Annotated in this window: 16 protein-coding genes; 3 read left to right on the top strand and 13 right to left on the bottom strand. The window is 72.1% G+C overall.

Annotated elements, in window-relative coordinates; genetic code table 11:
- Window positions 1-151: 151 nt before the first annotated feature.
- From AC0665_RS03670 to AC0665_RS03655, 4 genes are all read right to left on the bottom strand, one after another.
- Window positions 152-907: an AIM24 family protein gene (locus AC0665_RS03670; protein ID WP_468638740.1), complete on the bottom strand. Its 756-nt coding sequence runs from the start codon at window positions 905-907 to the stop codon at window positions 152-154.
- Window positions 908-924: 17 nt separating this feature from the next.
- Entirely contained in the window at window positions 925-1605 is a 681-nt protein-coding gene (locus tag AC0665_RS03665; RefSeq protein WP_234845832.1) for an AIM24 family protein, read from the bottom strand.
- A gap of 11 nt (window positions 1606-1616) precedes the next feature.
- Complete coding sequence (locus AC0665_RS03660; RefSeq protein WP_478704352.1) at window positions 1617-3311, bottom strand: TerD family protein; 1695 nt, start codon at window positions 3309-3311, stop codon at window positions 1617-1619.
- Between the two features lie 142 nt (window positions 3312-3453).
- Window positions 3454-4062, bottom strand: a complete 609-nt coding sequence (locus AC0665_RS03655) for a M48 metallopeptidase family protein (RefSeq protein ID WP_478604648.1) — start codon at window positions 4060-4062, stop codon at window positions 3454-3456.
- Window positions 4063-4376: 314 nt separating this feature from the next.
- On the opposite strand from AC0665_RS03655, the gene AC0665_RS03650 reads away from it, so the two are divergent.
- Together AC0665_RS03650 and AC0665_RS03645 are read left to right on the top strand one after the other, a co-directional pair.
- Window positions 4377-5591: a ThiF family adenylyltransferase gene (locus tag AC0665_RS03650; RefSeq protein WP_478704351.1), complete on the top strand. Its 1215-nt coding sequence runs from the start codon at window positions 4377-4379 to the stop codon at window positions 5589-5591.
- Complete coding sequence (locus tag AC0665_RS03645) at window positions 5584-6954, top strand: ABC1 kinase family protein (RefSeq protein WP_468407386.1); 1371 nt, start codon at window positions 5584-5586, stop codon at window positions 6952-6954. The genes AC0665_RS03650 and AC0665_RS03645 overlap by 8 nt, the downstream gene beginning before the upstream one ends.
- A gap of 16 nt (window positions 6955-6970) precedes the next feature.
- Here AC0665_RS03645 and AC0665_RS03640 read toward each other — a convergent pair whose 3' ends face one another.
- The 5 genes from AC0665_RS03640 to AC0665_RS03620 form a co-directional block, all read right to left on the bottom strand.
- On the bottom strand, window positions 6971-7189 hold the full coding sequence (locus AC0665_RS03640; RefSeq protein ID WP_478507223.1) for a hypothetical protein: 219 nt from the start codon (window positions 7187-7189) through the stop codon (window positions 6971-6973).
- 290 nt (window positions 7190-7479) lie between these two features.
- Entirely contained in the window at window positions 7480-7803 is a 324-nt protein-coding gene (locus AC0665_RS03635) for a hypothetical protein (protein ID WP_363117165.1), read from the bottom strand.
- A complete protein-coding gene (locus AC0665_RS03630) occupies window positions 7800-8168 on the bottom strand; it encodes a WhiB family transcriptional regulator (RefSeq protein ID WP_033313877.1) in 369 nt (122 codons plus the stop codon). The genes AC0665_RS03635 and AC0665_RS03630 overlap by 4 nt, the downstream gene beginning before the upstream one ends.
- A gap of 172 nt (window positions 8169-8340) precedes the next feature.
- On the bottom strand, window positions 8341-8667 hold the full coding sequence (locus AC0665_RS03625; RefSeq protein WP_468638751.1) for a hypothetical protein: 327 nt from the start codon (window positions 8665-8667) through the stop codon (window positions 8341-8343).
- 164 nt (window positions 8668-8831) lie between these two features.
- The gene (locus AC0665_RS03620; protein WP_478604653.1) at window positions 8832-11114 is read right to left on the bottom strand and encodes an ATP-dependent DNA helicase UvrD2; all 2283 of its coding nucleotides are present in this window, start codon (window positions 11112-11114) and stop codon (window positions 8832-8834) included.
- Window positions 11115-11210: 96 nt separating this feature from the next.
- Here AC0665_RS03620 and AC0665_RS03615 point away from each other — a divergent pair, with 96 nt between their 5' ends.
- Window positions 11211-11453 (top strand): mycoredoxin, encoded by a 243-nt coding sequence (locus AC0665_RS03615; protein ID WP_003992805.1) that lies wholly within the window; start codon window positions 11211-11213, stop codon window positions 11451-11453.
- A 41-nt stretch (window positions 11454-11494) separates the two neighbouring features.
- On the opposite strand, the gene AC0665_RS03610 is transcribed toward AC0665_RS03615, so the two are convergent.
- From AC0665_RS03610 to AC0665_RS03595, 4 genes are all read right to left on the bottom strand, one after another.
- The gene (locus tag AC0665_RS03610; RefSeq protein ID WP_478704350.1) at window positions 11495-12127 is read right to left on the bottom strand and encodes a class I SAM-dependent methyltransferase; all 633 of its coding nucleotides are present in this window, start codon (window positions 12125-12127) and stop codon (window positions 11495-11497) included.
- Window positions 12128-12141: 14 nt separating this feature from the next.
- Window positions 12142-13098, bottom strand: coding sequence for an NAD(+) diphosphatase (gene nudC, locus AC0665_RS03605; RefSeq protein ID WP_478704349.1), 957 nt, complete (start codon window positions 13096-13098; stop codon window positions 12142-12144).
- A 143-nt stretch (window positions 13099-13241) separates the two neighbouring features.
- Window positions 13242-14645 carry a dipeptidase gene (locus AC0665_RS03600; protein ID WP_478704348.1) on the bottom strand — a complete coding sequence of 468 codons (1404 nt, stop codon included), beginning with the start codon at window positions 14643-14645 and terminating at the stop codon, window positions 13242-13244.
- 10 nt (window positions 14646-14655) lie between these two features.
- Window positions 14656-18324: a UvrD-helicase domain-containing protein gene (locus AC0665_RS03595; RefSeq protein WP_478704347.1), complete on the bottom strand. Its 3669-nt coding sequence runs from the start codon at window positions 18322-18324 to the stop codon at window positions 14656-14658.
- Window positions 18325-18359: the final 35 nt, after the last annotated feature.

Here is an 18359-nt window from a genome sequence, read left to right as displayed (position 1 = left end):
CGCTGTAGCGGCCGCCCCTTACCTTCTTGCTGACAGTGGGCAGCGCCCCCTCAGGGGCGCGGGGAACTGCGCGATCGAGCACAGCCGGCCCGCGGGCTGGGACGAGACCGAAACAGCCCCCGACCTGAATCGGCCGAACCCCGCGGAACGCTCAGCTCCAGACGTTGCCCTGGTTCTGCCCCCGCGCTCCCTGCTGGCCCATGCCGTACTGCGCGGCGAGGCCCGAGCCGATCTGGGCGTTCTGCGGCGGCAGCAGTTCACTCGGCTGGACGAGCGCGAACCCGGTGCCCATGAAGCTCAGCTCCCAGCCCTCACCGGTGCTGCCGCGCCGCCGCCACACCCCGGAGGAGTGCGTCTGCGCCTGCATCTGCACCCTCAGGCCGGTCGACCAGGCCACGATCGCGTCCGCGTCGCAGTTGACGTACTTGTCGGGCGTCACCTGCATCAGCAGCGGCATACCGGAGGTCATCAGGGCGACCTTGCCCCGGCCCGAGATGTTGAGCTGGTACTTCCCGGAGCCGGAGATGCCGTAGAGGCTGTCCACGGCGATGACCTCGTGGTGCAGGGAGGAGTCCATCGCCAGCACATAGCTGCTGTCGACGGTGAGGCCGTCCTGGTCCACCTCCAGGACGTGCACGTGCTGCTTGAGGTTGGCGAGGTAGACCGTGCCCTGCCCGTGGCAGCGCATCAGGTCGAGGCCCTCACCGGTCTGCGCACGCGCGCGTGACTGCTGGTTGCTCTGGAACTCGGCGTCGAACTCGACGAGGCCCTGGTAGGCGACCATGGTGCCCTTGCGGGCCAGGATGTCGTCGTGGCCCTCCAGAGCGACGCGCAGCATCTGCTTGTTCTGCAGGCTCCAGCGTTCCTGGGTCTGCTGCTCGTTGTAGGCGAAAATCGGGCTCTGCATGACGTTCTGGCTCCCCCTCAGCCCCGGAACCGGAGGCGGTCGGTGCTGTCCTCGCTGGGCTGGACGACGACGATGCCCTGACCGGAGAAGGCCATCTGGTAGGCCTCACCGCTGCCGCGGCCGATCAGCGACTGCGCCCGGAAGCTGCGCTTGCCCTTCACCTTGAGGTTCGGGGACCAGGCGACGAGCGCGTCGGGGTCGACGTAGGTCTCGTCCTCGCCGCCTCCGCAGTCCACGACGATGGGCTTGCCCCGGGACGTCAGCGCGACCCAGCCCTGGCCGGAGATCTTGGTGTTCCACAGGCCCTGCCCGGCGAACTTCGCCAGGCCCTTGACCCGCTCCACGCCCCACGTCAGGTGGGCGTCGAAGGCGAGCAGGTTGGTGGCGTTGACGGAGATGCCGTCGCCGTTGAGGTTGATGACGACGACGTTCGCCCCGTAGTCGGCCAGGTAGAGCAGACCGTCGCCGGAGCACTTCATCAGGGGCGCGCCCTCGCCGGTGAGCCAGTCCTTGGCGATCTGGCGCACGGCCGGCGGGTTGGGCTCGTACTGCACGAACCCTTCGTAGGCGACCATCGATCCCACGCGCGCGAGGAGGTCGTTGCCGGTCTGCATGGCGACCTTCAGCATGTGATTGCCGTGGTTCTCCATGCGGGCGGTGACGGGTGCGGGGGCGTGGCCCGCGAGTTGCTGTGTCATGACGGGCTCCCTCAGACCTCGTACGGCTGGACGACGATGAAGTTCCCGGGCGCTCCCCGGAACTGGAGGTTGACGCTCTCCCCCGTGTCGCCGGGGTAGGCGTTGCGGCGCATGCGCACCTGGCTGGAGACGACGACCTGGGCGGCGGCCGACCAGGCGACGACGGCGTTGCAGTCGGCGAACGTGGTCGGCGTGACGGGCAGCACCACGGGGGTGCCGTGCGTCTTCACGACGATGGTGCCGGTGCCCTTGAACTGCATGGTGAACAGCGCGCCGCCGGGGATGCCGTGGCCCTCGATGCGGCGGACCTCGTACGTGAGGCTCTCGTCGAAGGCGAGGACGTTCTCGGCGGAGACGCAGACGGCGTCGCCCTGGAGCTCCAGCGGGTGCAGCATGGTCGAGTTCTCGGCGAGGAACACCTGTCCCTGGCCCGTGCACCGCATCAGCTGCATCTCCTGGCCGGTCGCGTTGCCCACGATCCGGCCGGCGAACCCGGCGCCCTTGTAGCTGAAGTCGACCTTGCCCTGGTAGAGCACCATGCTGCCCTGCCGGGCCAGCACGGGCTGCCCGCCGACGCCGAGGTCGACGCGTACGAGCTTCTTGTTCTGCTGCGTCCAGCGCTGCCCGGTGGGCGTCTCCTTGAACTGCTGGAGCGCGGCGGACACACCGGGCCCCTGGGCGGCGCCGCCCTGGGGAGCGCCCTGCGGAGCGCCGTAGGGGGCCTGGCCGTAGGGCGGCTGCTGGCCGTAGCCCGGGGGCGGGGTGTGCTGGCCGTAACCGGGCGGCGGGGCGGGGGCCTGGGGTGCCTGCGGCACATGGGGGGCTTGGGGCTGGCCGTAGCCGGGGGGCGGCGGGGCCGTCTGCCCGGGGACCTGGCCGTACGGCGGCGGCTGCTGGCCCGGCTGGCCGTACGGCGCGGGCGCCGGGACCGGGGGCGGCACCGGGGAGCCGCCGGGCGGGGTGTGCAACGGCGCGACGATGGTCGGGGCGGCGTGCACCGGGGGCGGGGTGGAGCCGGGCGGGGGCACGAAGCCCTGCGCGGGCTGCGGGGCGGGGGCCGGAGGAGCCGCCGGCGCGGGGGCCGGTTCCGGGGTGGCGGGGGCGCCGAACGCGGGCGGCGCGAACCCCGGGGCGGCGCCGGGCTGCGGCTGCTGCGGGGCGGGTGCGGGCGTCTCCTCCTCGGCCACCTCGCCGCCGAAGTTCTTCAGCAGCGCGTCCAGGCCTCCGTCGAAGCCCTGCCCCACGGCGGCGAACCGCCACACGTCCTTGAGGTAGAAGTCGCCCAGCATCACGGCCCGCTCGGTGGAGAACTCCGAGCCGTTGAAGGAGTAGCGCGCCACCTCCTCGCCGCCCGCGACGATGCGGATGTAGCCGGAGGCGATCTGCGACATCTGTCCGGCGCCGTCGATCGTCGCCGTGAAGGAGAGCTTCTGGATCTGCGGCGGGATCCGGTCGAGCGTCACCCGGAAGGACTCCGTGTCGCCCGCCTGGGCGCCCAGGAGCTGGATGGACTCCTCGGGGGACTTCGGCTGGTTGAAGAAGATGAAGTACCGGTCGTCGGAGAGCCGTTCGTCGGCGTCGAGGCCGAAGCAGCTGATGTCGAAGCTCAGCCCGGGGCCGGTGATCTGTACGCCTACGTACAGATCCGTGCCCGCGGTGAGGTCACTGATCCTGGCCTTGTGGCCGCGTTGGAATTCCCTGGCCATGCGTAACGACCGTCCCCCATCCAGAACGTGAGTGCGTCGCGCCAGGCTAACGGCAAACTCGGACACCGGACGAGGTCGGTACAGAGCCGGTACAGAACGCTCGCTCGGCCGTATCGGCTGTTCGCTCGCGGAAAGCGGTCGGTCACCCGGTGGGACTGTCTCCCCGCGCGCCGGGCACATGGGGCAACCTCTCGGCGGCGACGACCCCTTCGAGGTAACCGCGGGCCCGTTCCGTGCGCGGATAGGCCTCCAGGAGTTCCCAGAAGCGTGGTCCGTGACCGGGTACGAGTAGATGGGCGAGTTCGTGGACGAGGACGTAGTCGACGACGTACTCGGGCATGCCCTGGAGCCGGTGCGACAGACGGATGCTGCCCTCGGCGGGGGTGCAGGAGCCCCAGCGGGTGTTCTGGTTGGTCACCCAGCGCACCGACACGGGCCGGGCCCGTCCACCGAAGTACTGCTCCGACAGGCGCCGGGCCCGCTCGGCCAGCTCGGCGTCGCCGAGGGCCCGCTTGCTCTCCTGGGCGGCCAGCTTGTCGAGCATGACAGTCACCCAGCGCTGCTCCTCCGCCTCGGACATCCGGGCGGGGATGAGCACCACGGTGCGATCGCCTTCGCGGTACGCGGAGACCGTCCGTCGCCGGCGGGTGCTCCTGCGGACCTCGATCGCGCGCGCCCCCGAGCCGCTCGGCGGCTGGCTCGTCGTGCTGCGCGGTGGCTTTCCGGCGCGGTGCAGTGGGTCGGCGGGCACGCCCCGACGTTACCCGCTGGACCCGGGGAAGTCCCGGCTCCGGGACGGTTCGGTCCCACCGCTCCCACCGACCGCCGGATTTGTACGACGAATCCCCGCGCCTGTGGACAACTTTCGGCAGCCGTCGGCGGGGTTGGGCATGCTGGATCCCGTCGGCGAAGCGACGGCTCAGTCGGCCCCGGGACCAGGGGCTGTCTGCGCTCGGGTTCGGCCTGTCCAGGGGCCGTGCCTACGACCGGCCTCGGCATGATCTGCCCGGGTCGCGACTCGCCTGGCCGGCATACGGGGACGATCCGAGAAAAACGGGGGCTGTCATGCATCCGATGGTGAAGCCGGCGCTCAGGCGCGGCTGGCGCGACCTCAAGACCGTGCAGTTCGGGATGACACCGGCGCACGCGATGACGCTCGGCCCGATGGACCAGGCGACGGGCAGCTTCCTCGACCTCCTGAACGGCACGCGAGGGCTGGAGCTGCTGCGTGAGGAGGAACGCCGCATGGACCTGCCCGACGGTCATGTCGACGGGCTGGTGCGCGGGCTCGAGCGAGCCGGACTCCTGGACGACGCCCGGGGCGGCGGCCCGGGCGCCGACGCCCTGCGCAAGAAGAAGGAGGTCCTCGACCGGCTGCGCCCGGACCTGGCCTCCCTCTCCCTGACCACCTCGGCCCCGGGCGACGCGATCGGTCGGCTGGCCGCCCGGCGATCACAGCGTGTGCAGGTGCGCGGCGCCGGCCGGGTGGGCGCCGTGCTGGCCTCGCTCCTGGCGGGAGCCGGCGTGGGAGAGGTGGATGTGCTCGACGGTGGCCGCGTGGAGCCGTGGGACGTGGCACCGGGCGGACACCCGGCGGAAGCCGTCGGCGACCGCAGGGACGAATCGGCCCGCCGAGCCGCGCGCCGGGCGGCCCCGGACCGGCCACCACGCCGCACGGCGGCCCAGACATCCCCAGAGTCGGGCGAGCCAGGATTCTCGCTGGTCGTCCTCGCACCGCGCGACGACGTCGCCGTGCACGCGCCCGACCCGGCCACCGCCGAGCCCCTGATGGCCTCCGGAACACCCCACTTGTACGCCGGTGTGGTGGAAGGCACCGGCGTGGTCGGCCCGCTCGTCCTGCCCGGGGAGACGAGCTGCGCGGGATGTCTGCACGAAGGCCGGGTCCAGCGGGACCCGGTCTGGCCGCGGCTGGTCGCCCAGTGGCGCTCCGGCAGGCAGCGGCAGGTACGGCCCTGCGACCTCGCGCTGGCCACGACCGTGGCCGGGCTGGCGGCGGCCCACGCACTCGCCTTCCTGGACGGCCGGGTCCCCTCCAGCGCCGGGGCGCGCTGGGAGGTCTCCGTCCCTGCTCTGCACTGGCATGCGCGGCCGATCTGGGCCCATCCGGCATGCCCGTGCGCGGCGGCGAAGAAGAGAAATGGGGAGCACCTCTCGGAGGATGGGGGGTCACACGAGACAATGGCGGTGCGACGGCCGTCGGAGCAGTGCCGTGAGGCAGGGGCGGAACGGCCGGCTGGGACTTGGAGGGCGCATGTCTGATCTTCCCCGGAAGGCGGTTACCCGGACCGCCAAGCTCGCCGCGCTCCCGCTCGGCATCGCCGGGCGGGCGACCTGGGGATTCGGCAAGCGAATCGTCGGTGAATCCGCCGAGCTCGTCGGCCGCGAACTCCAACAGCGCACAGCCGACCAGCTGTTCAAGGTGCTCGGCGAGCTCAAGGGCGGCGCGATGAAGTTCGGGCAGGCCCTGTCCGTCTTCGAGTCCGCGCTGCCCGAGGAGGTGGCCGGCCCCTACCGGGCCGCGCTGACCAAGCTCCAGGAGGCGGCGCCGCCGATGCCGACCCGCACCGTGCACGCGGTGCTCGCGGAGCGGCTGGGAGAGGGCTGGCGCGAGATGTTCCTGGAGTTCGAGGAGAAGCCCGCCGCGGCGGCCTCGATCGGTCAGGTCCACCGAGGGGTATGGCACGACGGCCGCGAGGTGGCGGTCAAGGTGCAGTACCCGGGCGCCGGTGAGGCCCTGCTGTCGGACCTGAACCAGCTGAGCCGTTTCTCTCGCCTGCTCGGTCCGCTGATTCCCGGCATGGACATCAAGCCGCTCATCACGGAGCTGAAGGACCGTGTCTCGGAGGAACTCGACTACGGCCTGGAGGCTCAGGCCCAGCGGGCCCACGCGGAGGAGTTCACGGACGACCCGGACGTGGTCGTGCCGCAGGTGGTGCACCAGTCCGACCAGGTCCTGGTCACCGAGTGGATGGACGGCATCCCGCTGTCGGAGGTCATCTCGGACGGCACCCAGGAGCAGCGCGACCGTGCCGGCCAGCTCCTGGCCCGCTTCCTGTTCTCCGGCCCCGCCCGCACGGGCCTGCTGCACGCCGACCCCCACCCGGGCAACTTCCGGCTTCTGCCCGGCGGACCCGAGGGTGAGGACGACTGGCGGCTCGGCGTCCTGGACTTCGGCACGGTCGACCGGCTTCCGGGCGGCCTGCCCGCCACCATCGGCGAGTCCCTGCGGATGACCCTCGACGGGGAGGCCGAGGCGGTCTACGAGCTGCTGTGCGCCGAGGGATTCGTCAAGGAGACCATAGAGCTGGACCCGGACGCCGTCATGGACTACCTGCTGCCCATCATCGAGCCGGCCCAGGTCGAGGAGTTCACCTTCACCCGGGGCTGGATGCGCAGCCAGGCGGCCCGGGTCGCCGACCCCCGCTCCCCCGCTTACCAGCTCGGAAAGCAGCTCAACCTGCCCCCGTCCTATCTGCTGATCCACCGGGTGACGTTGAGCACAATCGGTGTGCTGTGTCAGCTGGGGGCCACGGTGCGGCTGCGCGAAGAGCTGGAGGAGTGGCTGCCGGGGTTCGTCCCGGAGGACCCGGCGGACGACGAGGAAGCAGTGGCGGAAGGGTGAGCTCCCGCCTGCGGCCTCACCACCAGTCCGACTCCAGGCGCCCCTCGATGGACCTGAGGTGTTCCCGGGAGCAGGCCTCGCAGTAGAGACGGCGGGCCCCGCCCTCAACGGAGTAGGTCCAGGTCAGGGGCGGATCTTCGGTCGGGACATCGGCCGTCGTACCGCAACGGGCGCAGACGAAGCGCCGCGGCTCGGCGGCGGATCCGTCGTCGCCGCCTCCTGGAGGACTCGTCATCCACCGACGATATCCCCGCACCGGGCGGCTCGCCGGGCACAGCGCCGTGGGCTTCGCCGGTGCGCCGCCCCCGCCGGGAGGGCGCAAAGCCCTCACTGGGAAGCCGCCATGCCCTTGCCGGCAAGGCGCGCAACACCTCGGCCACGTGGGCGCGGCGGCCCCGGCACGCGCCTCCGCGCGCCGTCCCCTCCCTACAACGCCCGGCGGGGGCCGGCCCGTTGGCACGGTCCGGCCCCCGCGTGAGGCAGGCGGCCTCCCGGTCGGGAGGCGCCCGCTTCAGGTGCGGTGGATCACTGCATGACAGCCAGGGCGAGCGCCCGGCGGGCGCGCAGTGAGGCGCGCTCCGCCCTGCGCTGCATCCGGCGGGCGGCCACCAGGCGCACGGCCTGTCGGTCTCGCTCCGCCTCCTGCAGTCGGTCGCGCATATGCGCACGAGCCATGGCTTCTGGAATGAGTTGCATCTCTCGGGTCCTGTTCTGACGCGAGTCCTTCGCGCCGCTGATGGTGAAGTCTTGGGTAGCGGAGCCGGCGGGCTCGTAAGTGGACGGCTTCATCGGGGCCTGCTTCTGGGGGTCGTGCGTGAGGGGACGGTCGATTGTTCCTGCGGTGTTCATGCGGTGACCGGGTTCTTGCGCGGGCGGCCACGCGGCCGCTTCCGGGCGACGACGACACCCTGGACGAACAGCTCGCCACCCCAGACCCCCCAGGGCTCACGCCGCTCCTTGGCACCGGCGAGGCAGGCCTCGACCAGCGGGCAGGTACGGCAGAGGGACTTGGCGTACTCGACGTCCGCGGGCGACTCGGCGAAGAAGACCTCCGGGTCGTAGGAACGGCACGGGACGGGTACGCCGAGGTTCTCGATGGCGTCGTCGAGCGCGGTGAGCGCGGTGAGCGGGGTCAAGGCGGGGTCCTCCGTGGAGCCGGGCTTGGGGATCGTGTCGGAAGGCGGTACGGACGGGGCGTGCGCTTCGAGTTGCACGGGTCGTCTTCCTCGTCTGGTCGTTCCGGCCTGTTGGCCGGGGGTGGTGGTACCGGGTTCTTTTCTTGTCCCGAGGCTCCTTCGGTCCGTCATCCCTGTTCAGGGACAAACAGAAGGGCCGCGGATCCCGGATGGGGTTCCGCGGCCCTGAAGGCGCCGGCCTGATCGACGATCAGGCTGGATCACTCCAGGGTTCTGGCCCACGGAAGGCCCACATCTGGTGGTGCTGCGTCGTCTGCTTCCGGAATCCGGCACCGGTCGCCGTAAAGGCATAGGCCTGCGCCTGTGCCGTTACTGCCGCTTCCAGTGCCTTGGTCGGTCGCTCATTGCGCTCACGAACGGGAAGACCCGCGGGAGCGACGGAGGTGGACGCCGGACGGACGGCACGAATGCCGGACAGACCGGTGCCCAGGTTCGAAACGCCGAGCATGCACGCGGAGACGGCCGAGCGATCGGTCATTTTCACGATGCTGACGGAGCTGGTGTTGATGCTGATCACTGGACTCGCCTCCTCTCGGCGTCTCGGGGGACTGGACGAACCAGTCCTACGGATATGCAAGTACATCACGGGATCAGGGCCTCGGAGAAGGCCGCTGCTCTCGTGCCTAAGAACCTATGGGGATTGCTGGGGCATGCGCAAACTATTTTTTCGACGAGTTCGTGTCAGTCGTCATCTGTGGTCTGCGCGCCCGACTGGCCTGCGCAGATGGCCAGTACGTCGGCCCCGTAGCGAGTGAGCTTGCGCATGCCGACGCCCGGGATGCGGGCGAGCTCGCGCTCGTCGTCGGGAGCGGTCTCGGCGATCGCCATCAGGGTCCTGTCCGTGAACACGCAGAACGCGGGCTGGCCACTGTTGCGGGCCTGGTCGGCACGCCATTCGCGCAGTCGCTCGTACAGGCCCTCGTTCATGTCGGAGGGGCAGTCGTCGCACCGCATCAGCTTCATTTCGCCCGGGTCGGTGAGCGTGCGGCCGCAGACCCGGCAGCGGGCGGGGACACGCTGGGTCCGTCTCGGGGCGGACCCCCTGGTTCCGGGGATTCCGCGCTCGATTCCGCCCGCTTTGCCGACGGCGGTCCGGCCCACGGCGGCCGTCGAACCGGGGCGCAGCCCGTCGAGGAAGCGGCTGGGACGGCGGGTGGGGCGGCCGCCCGGTGAGCGGGAGAGCGCCCAGGAGACATGGAGGTGTTCTCGCGCGCGGGTGACCCCGACATAGAGGAGACGGCGCTCCTCCTCGATCTGCTCGTCGCTCTTGGCGTAGGTGATCGGCATCATGCCCTCGGCGACGCCGACCAGGAAGACGACGTCCCATTCCAGGCCCTTGGCCGAGTGCAGGGAGGCGAGGGTGACGCCCTGCACGGTGGGGGCGTGCTGGGCGTTGGCCCGTTCGTCGAGTTCGGCGACGAGGTCGGCCAGGGTGGCGCCCGGCTTGGCGGCGGCGAAGTCCTGGGCGAGGTTCACGAGGGCGGCCAGGGATTCCCAGCGCTCCCGGACGGCGCCGGAGCCCGCCGGTGGCCGGGGCGTCCAGCCCTCGCCCGACAGCACGGCGCGCACCTGGGAGGGCAGGTCGACGACGTCGTCGAGGAGGGCGTCGTTGCCGCCGAAGCGGGCCGCGCCGCGCAGTGCGATGCCCGCCTTGCGCACCTCGGGCCGGTCGAAGAACCGCTCGGCGCCGCGCAGCTGGTAGGGCACTCCGGCGTCGGCCAGGGCCTGCTCGTAGGTCTCGGACTGCGCGTTCGTGCGGAAGAGGATGGCGATCTCGGAGGCCGGGACCCCGGAGTCGACGAGCTCGCGGATCCGGCGGGCCGCGCCCTCCGCCTCGGCGGGCTCGTCGGTGTACTCGGCGTAGACCGGCTCGGGACCGGGCGCGCGCTGGGAGACGAGCTCGAGGCGGTGGTCGGCGGCCCGGCCCCGGGCCTGGGCGAGCAGTCCGTTGGCGAGGTGGACGACCTGGGGGGTGGAGCGGTAGTCGCGGACCAGTTTGACGACGGTGGCACCGGGGTGGCGGGTGCGGAAGTCGAGCAGGTGGTCCGGGGTCGCGCCGGTGAACGAGTAGATCGTCTGGCTGGCGTCCCCGACCACGCACAGGCTGTCCCGCTCGCCCAGCCACAGTTCGAGCAGGCGCTGCTGGAGGGGGCTGACGTCCTGGTACTCGTCGACCACGAAGTGCTGGTACTGGGCGCGGATCTGCTCGGCGATGTCGTGCCGGTCCTGGAGGACGGCCACGGTCAGCAGCAGCACGTCCTCGAAGTCGATGACGGACCGCTCGCGCTTGACGTCCTCGTAGGCGGCGTAGAGCTGGGCGATCTCGGCCGGGTCGCGGGGGGACACGCGGCCGGCCTTGGCGGCGGCGGGTGCGTAGTCGGCGGGGACGGTCTGGGTGACCTTGGACCATTCGATCTCCGCGGTGACGTCACGCAGCTCGCCGCGGTCGAGCCGGATGCGGCAGGCGGCCGCCGCGTCGGCGACGAGCTGGATCTTGCGGTCGACGAGCCGGGGCATGGAGCCACCGATCGCTTTCGGCCAGAAGTACTGGAGCTGACGCAGGGCGGCGGAGTGGAACGTACGCGCCTGGACGCCGGCGGCACCGAGCTGCCGCAGCCGGCCCCGCATCTCCCCCGCTGCGCGGTTGGTGAAGGTGACGGCGAGGACGCTGGAGGGGTGCAGGATGCCGGCGCGCACTCCGTAGGCGATGCGGTGGGTGATCGCCCGCGTCTTGCCCGTGCCCGCGCCCGCCAGGACGCACACCGGACCGTGCAGGGCCGTGGCCACCTCGCGCTGCTCGGGGTCGAGCCCCTCGAGCACCGCGTCGGCGGAGTCCGGTACCTGCGGGAACAGGGTGGAGTGCGTTGCTGCTGTCACACAGCCATGCTGCCAGGTCGCGAGTGACGGCCGCGCCGGTTGTCCACAGGCACGCACCGATAGTCGTATCAATGCGGCAGGCGTCATGTCCGGCCGCACCCGGGGCACGGGAATGGTGGACCTTTCACATACGTTCCCTCACTGCGACCACCCGCCCCGAGCCAACGAAGGAGCACGAGACACATGCTGGGCACTGTGACGATGTACAGCACCACGTGGTGCGGCTACTGCCGCCGGCTGAAGAGCCAGATGGACCGCGAGGGCATCGCGTACACCGAGATCAACATCGAGCAGGACCCGGAGTCCGCCGCGTTCGTGGAGAAGGCGAATGGCGGAAACCAGACGGTGCCCACCGTCCTGTTCCCGGACGGCTCGACGCTCACGAATCCCTCGCTTGCGCAGGTGAAGCAGAAGATCGGCGCCTAGTCGCCGTGTGGCGGTGCGGGGAAGGCGGCTTCTGAGGCGACTCAGGGGCCGCCTTCTCGTGGACGGTCCCACAGGACGACGTAGCGCCACAGCAGCGTGCGGCGAACGTCGCAGCCGGGCAGGAGGCGGCGCAGCGCCCGCCGGATCTGCGACCAGGACATGTGCACGTCTTCCATCGGCATGCCGGCCGGACCGCGCTTGCCGCCGTGGCGGCGGGCGTGCAGCAGGCTCGCGGGTACGCCGCAGGCGCTGATGAGCCAGTCCAGCACCGTCCGGTTGGCGGCCATGCCGACGATCACCAGACGGCCGCCGGGCGCGGTGAGCCGCGCGAGACGGGTGACGGCCTGCTCGAGCGGAGCGTGGTGGACCACGGCCACCGCGCTCACAAAGTCGTACGCGCCCTCGGCCAGGGTCGCGTCCAGGAGGTAGTCCGCCTCCCGGTACCGCACATTGGCGGGTATGTGCGCGTACTCGCGGGCGAGCCTGATCATCTCCGGGGACCGGTCCACCCCCGTGACGGAGGCCGCCCGGGCCGCGAGCTTGCGGGTGAGCAGGCCGTCGCCGCAGCCCACGTCCAAGGCCGCGCCGCAGCCGCCCGGCACAGCGGCGAGGACGGCCGGGTGGTGATGGACGTTGTGATTCCAGTAGGGGTCGGTCGAGTGCGGACCAGCCATGCCGGCGGCTCCTGTCAGGCGGCGCTCCGGGTCGGGAGCGGCTTGCCGTACCAGAGTTCGATCAGGCGGGCGGCGATCGAGATGCCGTAGGGCGGGAGCACCTCTCCGGACTCGAAGGCGGCGCCCAGCTCGTCGCGGGAGAACCAACGGGCCTCGTGGATCTCGTCCCCGTCGACTTCGATCTCGGTCGAGGTGGCGCGGGCCATGAAGCCCAGCATGAGGCTGGAGGGGAAGGGCCACGGCTGGCTGGCGACGTACTCGACCTGGCCGACGCTGATCCCGACCTCCTCGTGGACCTCGCGGCGCACCGAGTCCTCGATGGATTCGCCGGGCTCGACGAAACCGGCGAGCGTGGAGAAGCGGCCCTCGGGCCAGTGCACCTGGCGGCCGAGCAGGATCCGGTCGTCCTCGTCGCTCACGGCCATGATCACGGCCGGGTCGGTGCGCGGGTAGTGCTCCGCGCCACAGGCCGGGCAGCGGCGGATGTGCCCGGCGGCGGCGATGACGGTGCGCTCGCCGCAGCGCGAGCAGAAGCGGTGGGTGCGCTGCCAGTTCTCCAGGCCCACGGCGTGCACCATCAGACCCACGTCGCGGGCCGACAGCAGCGCGCCCGCCTCGCGCAGACCCGCCGGGCGCGCGGACTGGTCCATGCGCCCGGGCAGGGAGTCCTTCTGGAGGGCGAAGTAGCTGACGCCGTCCTCGTCGATGCCGAGGAAGTAGCGGTGCGCCTCGGTCAGGGGTGCCTCGAAGGAGGGGGTCATGACGAGTTCGGTGCGCCCGTCCGCCGTCTCGTCGATGAGGACCTGTCCGCCGGAGACCACGAAGCAGCGGGTGGTGGGGTGACTCCACGCCGCCGCGAGCCAGGCTTCGTCGAGCCGGTGGTGGGCGGCCCGGTCGATGCCGCTCGGGGCGGTGAGCGAGATGGGGCGGTCGGCGTTGTGGTCGGTCCAGGTGGTCACGGGTGCTTCCAACTCCCCGGTGGGACGGTCGGGTTCGGCAGGCGGTTCGGCGGGACGTACGGCGGGAGGGGACCGGGGCCTCGGGCTCGGGCGGTGCGGGGCGGCGCTTCCAGTGTGCCCCCGCGCGCGTGCCCGGTCCGGACGGCTCGGGTCACTCAGGGCGCATGGCGCCAGTTCTCGGCGAGGTCACCCCACAGGTACGCGGTGGTCTCGACGCCTTTGAGGAGCAGGTCGAGTTCGACCTTCTCGTTCGGGGCGTGCCAGCCGTCCGAGGGGACGGAGATGCCCAGGAACAGCACCGGGGCGTCGAGGACGTCCTGGAGGTCCGCCGCCGGGCCCGAGCCGCCCTCGCGCGTGAAGCGGACCGGCTTCTCGAAGGCGCGGCCCATGGCGCGGGTGACCGACCGGAGGGCCGGGTGGTCCAGCGGCGTCAGGCACGGGCGCGTGGCCCCGCTGAACGTGATGTCGCAGCGGATCCCGGGCGGCACCTGCTGCGCGGCCCAGGCACGGACGGCCTTCTCCACATGGCCGGGGTCCTGCCCCGCCACCAGGCGGAAGGACAGCTTCACCAGGGCGGAGGAGGGGATGATCGTCTTGCTTCCGGGGCCCTGGTAGCCGCCGCCGATGCCGTTGACCTCCGCGGTGGGGCGGGCCCAGATCCGCTCCAGGGTGGTGTAGCCGGCCTCTCCCCCGGTGGCGTGCGACTTGGCGGTGCGCAGCCACTGCTGCTCGTCGAAGGGCAGTTCGGCGAGGAGTTCGCGCTCGCGGTCGGTGAGTTCGAGCACGCCGTCGTAGAAGCCGGGGATCGCCACGCGCGCGTGCTCGTCGTGCAGGGCGGCGACCAGGCGGGCGACGGCCGTCGCCGGGTTGGGCACCGCGCCGCCGAAGGACCCGGAGTGGATGTCCTGGTCGGGGCCGTACAGGCGTATCTCGCACTCGGCGAGGCCGCGCATGCCGGTGCAGACCGTGGGGGTGTCCTCGGACCACATGCCGGTGTCGGAGACGATCACGGCGTCGGCGGCGAGCCGCGCGGCGTGCTGTTCGACCAGGGCGCGGAAGTGCGGCGAGCCGGACTCCTCCTCCCCCTCGATCAGCAGCTTGAGGTGCACGGCCGGGGTGGTGCGCCCGGTGGCGGCGAGGTGGGCGCGGACTCCGAGGGTGTGGAAGAAGACCTGGCCCTTGTCGTCGGCCGCCCCGCGCGCGTAGAGGCGGTCGCCGCGCACGACCGGCTCGAAGGGCTCACTGTCCCAGCCGTCCTCCCGGGCGGCGGGCTGCACGTCATGGTGGCCGTAGACCAGCACCGTGGGCGCCTGCGGGTCGTCGCAGGGCCACTCGGCGAAGACGGCGGGCGCGCCCGGGGTCGGCCAGACCTCGGCCGTCGGGAAGCCGGTCTCCGTCAGCTTGGCGGCGAGCCAGTCGGCGCTGCGTCGTACGTCGGGCGCGTGGTCCGGCTGGGCGGACACCGACGGGATGCGCAGCCACTCGGCGAGGTCGTCGAGGAAGGCGGCGCGGTGCTGCTGGATGTACGTACGGACGACGCTGTCCGGGGTCTGGCTCATGGTCACGAGCCTATCGGCCCGCACCGATGTCCTCCGAGTGCGGTTGCTCACCGAGCTCTCCTCCCGCCGGCTCGTCCAGGAGCAGTCGCTCCAGGGCGGCCCGGCCGGGGAGATCGCGCGGTCGTGCGACCTCGCCGGTGCGCACGTACAGGAATGTGGCCGTGACCGACTCCGGGGAGACGCCCTGCTGCTCGGCCCAGGCGAGGCGGTAGACGGCGAGCTGGAGCGGGTCGGCGGTGCGGGAGCGGCTGGTCTTCCAGTCGACGATCTCGTACGTCGCGTGCTTCCCCTCGCCCTGCTTGTAGACGGCGTCGATGCGGCCCCGGACGATCCGGCCCGCGATCGCGAGCTGGAAGGGGGCCTCCACCCGGTAGGGCGTGCGGCGCGCGTACTCGGTGCGTTCGAAGGCCTCCTTGAGCGCTTCCAGGTCCCGCTCGTCGGCGATCTCGGCGTCACTGCCGGGCAGTTCCCCGGGCTCCAGCATGGGCAGCGTGAGCGCCTCGTAGCGGGACTCGACCCAGGCGTGGAAGCGGGTGCCGCGCCGGGCCGCGGGCTGGGGCGGTCGGGGCATGGGGCGGGCCAGTTCCTGGGCGAAGCCGTCCGGGTCGGCGGCCAGGCGCAGCAGCTGCGTCGCCGAGAGCGACATTGGCAGGGGGACGTCGGTGACGCTGTCCCGGGCGCGCAGCAGCTCGCCGGTGAGGGCGTCGAGATCACGGTCCCAGGAGGCGATGGTGCGGACCTCCTCCGGGGTGAGCCGCGAGTGGTCGCGGCCTCCGCGGCCGGGGGGCTCGGGTGCACCGGGGTGCGCGCGGGCCGGCGGGGGCTCCGCCGGGGCCGCCTGATGGGGGACGGTGGGGTGGCTCTCCTTCCGGGCGTCCGCTCCCGCAGGGGCTTGTCGGCAGGCGTCGTCGACGGGGTTTTCCACGACGGCCTCCGCCACGACCGGGTCCTCGCCGGAGGGGTCCTCGCCGAACCGGCCCTCGTCGAACCGGTCCGTGTCGAGCCGGTCCGTGTCGAACGGGTCCGCGTCGAAGGGGTCCGTCTCAAACGGGTCCGGTTCGTCGTACAGAGGCCCTTCATAAGGAGGCTCGTCGTCCTCGGGTGGCGGCGGCCACTCCGGGTCGTCGTCGCGGCCATCGGGGTCGTGCACGGCCGCGGGGTGTCCGTGCTCCTGGGAGGCGAGGTCCTCCAGGTGGGCCAGGACGGTCTCGGCGGCCGCGCGGCGCCGGGCGAGGGCCGTCGCGTCCAGGGGCAGGGGCCACACCTGGTCGGCCGTCGCCTGGTGCAGGGCCGGGTTCTCCTCGTCCTCGGCGGGTTCGTCCGCCCAGGCCTCGATCTCGCCGTACCCGGCCTGGCAGTGCTCGTAGAGGGCCTGGAGGAACGCGGACGGTCCCCGGCGCTTCTTCTGGGACGGCCCCCACCAGTGCCCGGAGCCCAGGAGGAGGGAACGGGGGCGGGTGAAGGTGACGTAGCCGAGGCGGAGTTCCTCGGTGTGCTGGTGGTCCTTCATGGCCTCGTGGAAGGTCTTCAGCCCCCTGGCGTCCCAGGACGTCACGTCCGGCAGGGTGTCGGCGTCGCCGCGCAGCACGTGCGGCAGGACCTTGCCCTGGGAGGTCCACTTCTCGCGCCCCTTGCTGCTCGGGAAGGTGCCGGTGACCAGCCCGGGGACGACCACGACGTCCCACTCCAGGCCCTTGGACTTGTGGGCCGTGAGCACCTTGACGGTGTTCTCGCCGCCGGGCAGGGCGTTGTCGAGCCCCTTCTCGTACTGGGCGGCGGTGCGCAGGAAGGCGAGGAAGGCCAGCAGGGACGCCTCGTTGTCGCCGGCGGCGAAGGACGAGGCCACGTCCAGGAAGTTGGACAGGGTCTCGCGGCGGCGGGCGGCCAGGGCGTGCGGGGACGCCGACAGCTCCACCTCCAGGCCGGTGACGGCGAGGACACGGTGCAGGACGTCCATCAGCGGGTCCGACAGGGAGCGGCGCAGCTCGCGCAGTTCGGTGGCCAGCCGGGCGAAGCGCACGCGCGCGTCTGGCGAGAACGGCAGGCCGTCGTCGTCCCCGCGGCCGTCCAGCGGTGTTTCGAGGAACGTGTCGAGGGCGTCCGCGAGGGAGATCACCTCGGACGGGTCGACCCCCTCGACGGCCTCGGCGAGGCGGCGGTCTTGGTCGTCGTCGTCCGCCACGCGCGCATGGGCCACGAGGAGCCGGGCGCGCCGCCCCAGCAGGGCGAGGTCGCGCGGGCCGATGCGCCAGCGCGGGCCGGTCAGCAGGCGTACGAGGGAGGCGTTGGCGCCGGGGTCCTGGAGGACCTCGCAGACGGCGACGAGGTCGGCGATCTCCGGCAGGTGCAGCAGCCCCGACAGGCCGACGACTTCGACGGGGACGTCCCGGGCGACCAGGGCGCCCTGGATCTCGGCGAAGTCGGTCGCCGTGCGGCACAGGACGGCGATCTCGCCGGGTGCCGTCCCGGTCCGGACGAGGTGGGCGATCGAGTCGGCGGCCCAGCCGATCTCCTCGGCGTGGGTGCGCAGCAGGGCGCAGCGGACCATGCCGTCGCGTTCGGCGCCGGGGGCCGGGCGGAGCGCCTCCACGCCCGCGTGGAGGGCGCGCAGGGGCTCCGCGAGGCCGTTGGCGAGGTCGAGGAGGCGGCCGCCGCTGCGGCGGTTCTCGCTGAGGGCCTGGCGGGTGGCGGGGCGGCCGTCGGCGTGGGCGAAGTGCTCGGGGAAGTCGTCGAGGTTGGCGACCGAGGCGCCTCGCCAGCCGTAGATCGCCTGGCAGGGGTCGCCGACCGCGGTGACGGGGTGGCCGGTGCCCTCGCCGAACAGACCTGCCAGGAGGACGCGTTGGGCGACCGACGTGTCCTGGTACTCGTCGAGCAGGACGACCCGGAACTCGTCGCGCAGGGCGCCGCCCACCTCGGGGATACCGGCGAGGCGGGCCGACAGGGCGATCTGGTCGCCGAAGTCGAGCAGGTCCCGCTCGCGCTTGGCGGTCCGGTAGCGGGTGACCAGCTCGGCGAGTTCACGCCGGGCCGCGGCCGCTTCGGGGACCTTGCGCAGATCGGCGTTGCTGAGCTTGCCGCCCCGCAGGGTCAGCAGCAGCTCGGCGTCGTACGCGCGCAGGGCCTCCGGGCGTACGAGGTGCTCGGCGAGCTCGGAGTCGAGGGCGAGGAGGTCGCCCACCAGGTCCGGGAAGGAGCGGGTCAGGGCCGGGTAGGGCCCGGGGGCCTCGCGCAGGACACGCGCGGCGAGCTGGAAACGGGTGGCGTCGGCGAGCAGCCGGGAGGTGGGCTCGAGACCGATGCGCAGGCCGTGGTCGGTCAGCAGGCGGCCCGCGAAGGCGTGGTACGTGGAGATCACCGGCTCGCCGGGCGGGTTGTCCGGGTCGATGACGTCCGGGTCCGTGACGCCGGCCTTGACCAGGGCCTTGCGGACGCGCTCGGCGAGTTCGGCGGCGGCCTTGTTGGTGAAGGTGAGGCCAAGCACCTGCTCGGGGGCGACCTGGCCGGTGCCGACCAGCCACACCACGCGCGCCGCCATCACCGTCGTCTTGCCCGAGCCGGCTCCGGCCACGATCACCTGCGGGGCGGGCGGCGCGGTGATGCAGGCCGTCTGCTCCGGGGTGAAGGGGATACCGAGGAGCTCCTTGAGCTGCTCGGGATCGGTGATACGGGCGGGCACATCGAAAGGCTAGCGGCGCCCACTGACAGCGGTGA

The sequence above is a fragment of the Streptomyces sp. NPDC043685 genome, assembly GCF_056436585.1.
The sequence above is the reverse complement of the archived record's forward strand: the minus strand, read 5'-3'. Positions and strand labels throughout refer to the sequence as shown.

What these genes read in the sequence shown, in the direction of transcription:
- AC0665_RS03610 (WP_478704350.1), bottom strand. Translation starts at nt 12,127, where the DNA reads ATGGCTGGTCCGCACTCGACCGACCCCTACTGGAATCACAACGTCCAT.
- AC0665_RS03665 (WP_234845832.1), bottom strand. Translation starts at nt 1,605, where the DNA reads ATGACACAGCAACTCGCGGGCCACGCCCCCGCACCCGTCACCGCCCGC.
- AC0665_RS03660 (WP_478704352.1), bottom strand. Translation starts at nt 3,311, where the DNA reads ATGGCCAGGGAATTCCAACGCGGCCACAAGGCCAGGATCAGTGACCTC.
- AC0665_RS03635 (WP_363117165.1), bottom strand. Translation starts at nt 7,803, where the DNA reads ATGAACACCGCAGGAACAATCGACCGTCCCCTCACGCACGACCCCCAG.
- AC0665_RS03650 (WP_478704351.1), top strand. Translation starts at nt 4,377, where the DNA reads ATGCATCCGATGGTGAAGCCGGCGCTCAGGCGCGGCTGGCGCGACCTC.
- AC0665_RS03640 (WP_478507223.1), bottom strand. Translation starts at nt 7,189, where the DNA reads ATGACGAGTCCTCCAGGAGGCGGCGACGACGGATCCGCCGCCGAGCCG.
- AC0665_RS03670 (WP_468638740.1), bottom strand. Translation starts at nt 907, where the DNA reads ATGCAGAGCCCGATTTTCGCCTACAACGAGCAGCAGACCCAGGAACGC.
- AC0665_RS03620 (WP_478604653.1), bottom strand. Translation starts at nt 11,114, where the DNA reads ATGACGCCTGCCGCATTGATACGACTATCGGTGCGTGCCTGTGGACAA.
- AC0665_RS03615 (WP_003992805.1), top strand. Translation starts at nt 11,211, where the DNA reads ATGCTGGGCACTGTGACGATGTACAGCACCACGTGGTGCGGCTACTGC.
- AC0665_RS03600 (WP_478704348.1), bottom strand. Translation starts at nt 14,645, where the DNA reads ATGAGCCAGACCCCGGACAGCGTCGTCCGTACGTACATCCAGCAGCAC.
- AC0665_RS03645 (WP_468407386.1), top strand. Translation starts at nt 5,584, where the DNA reads ATGTCTGATCTTCCCCGGAAGGCGGTTACCCGGACCGCCAAGCTCGCC.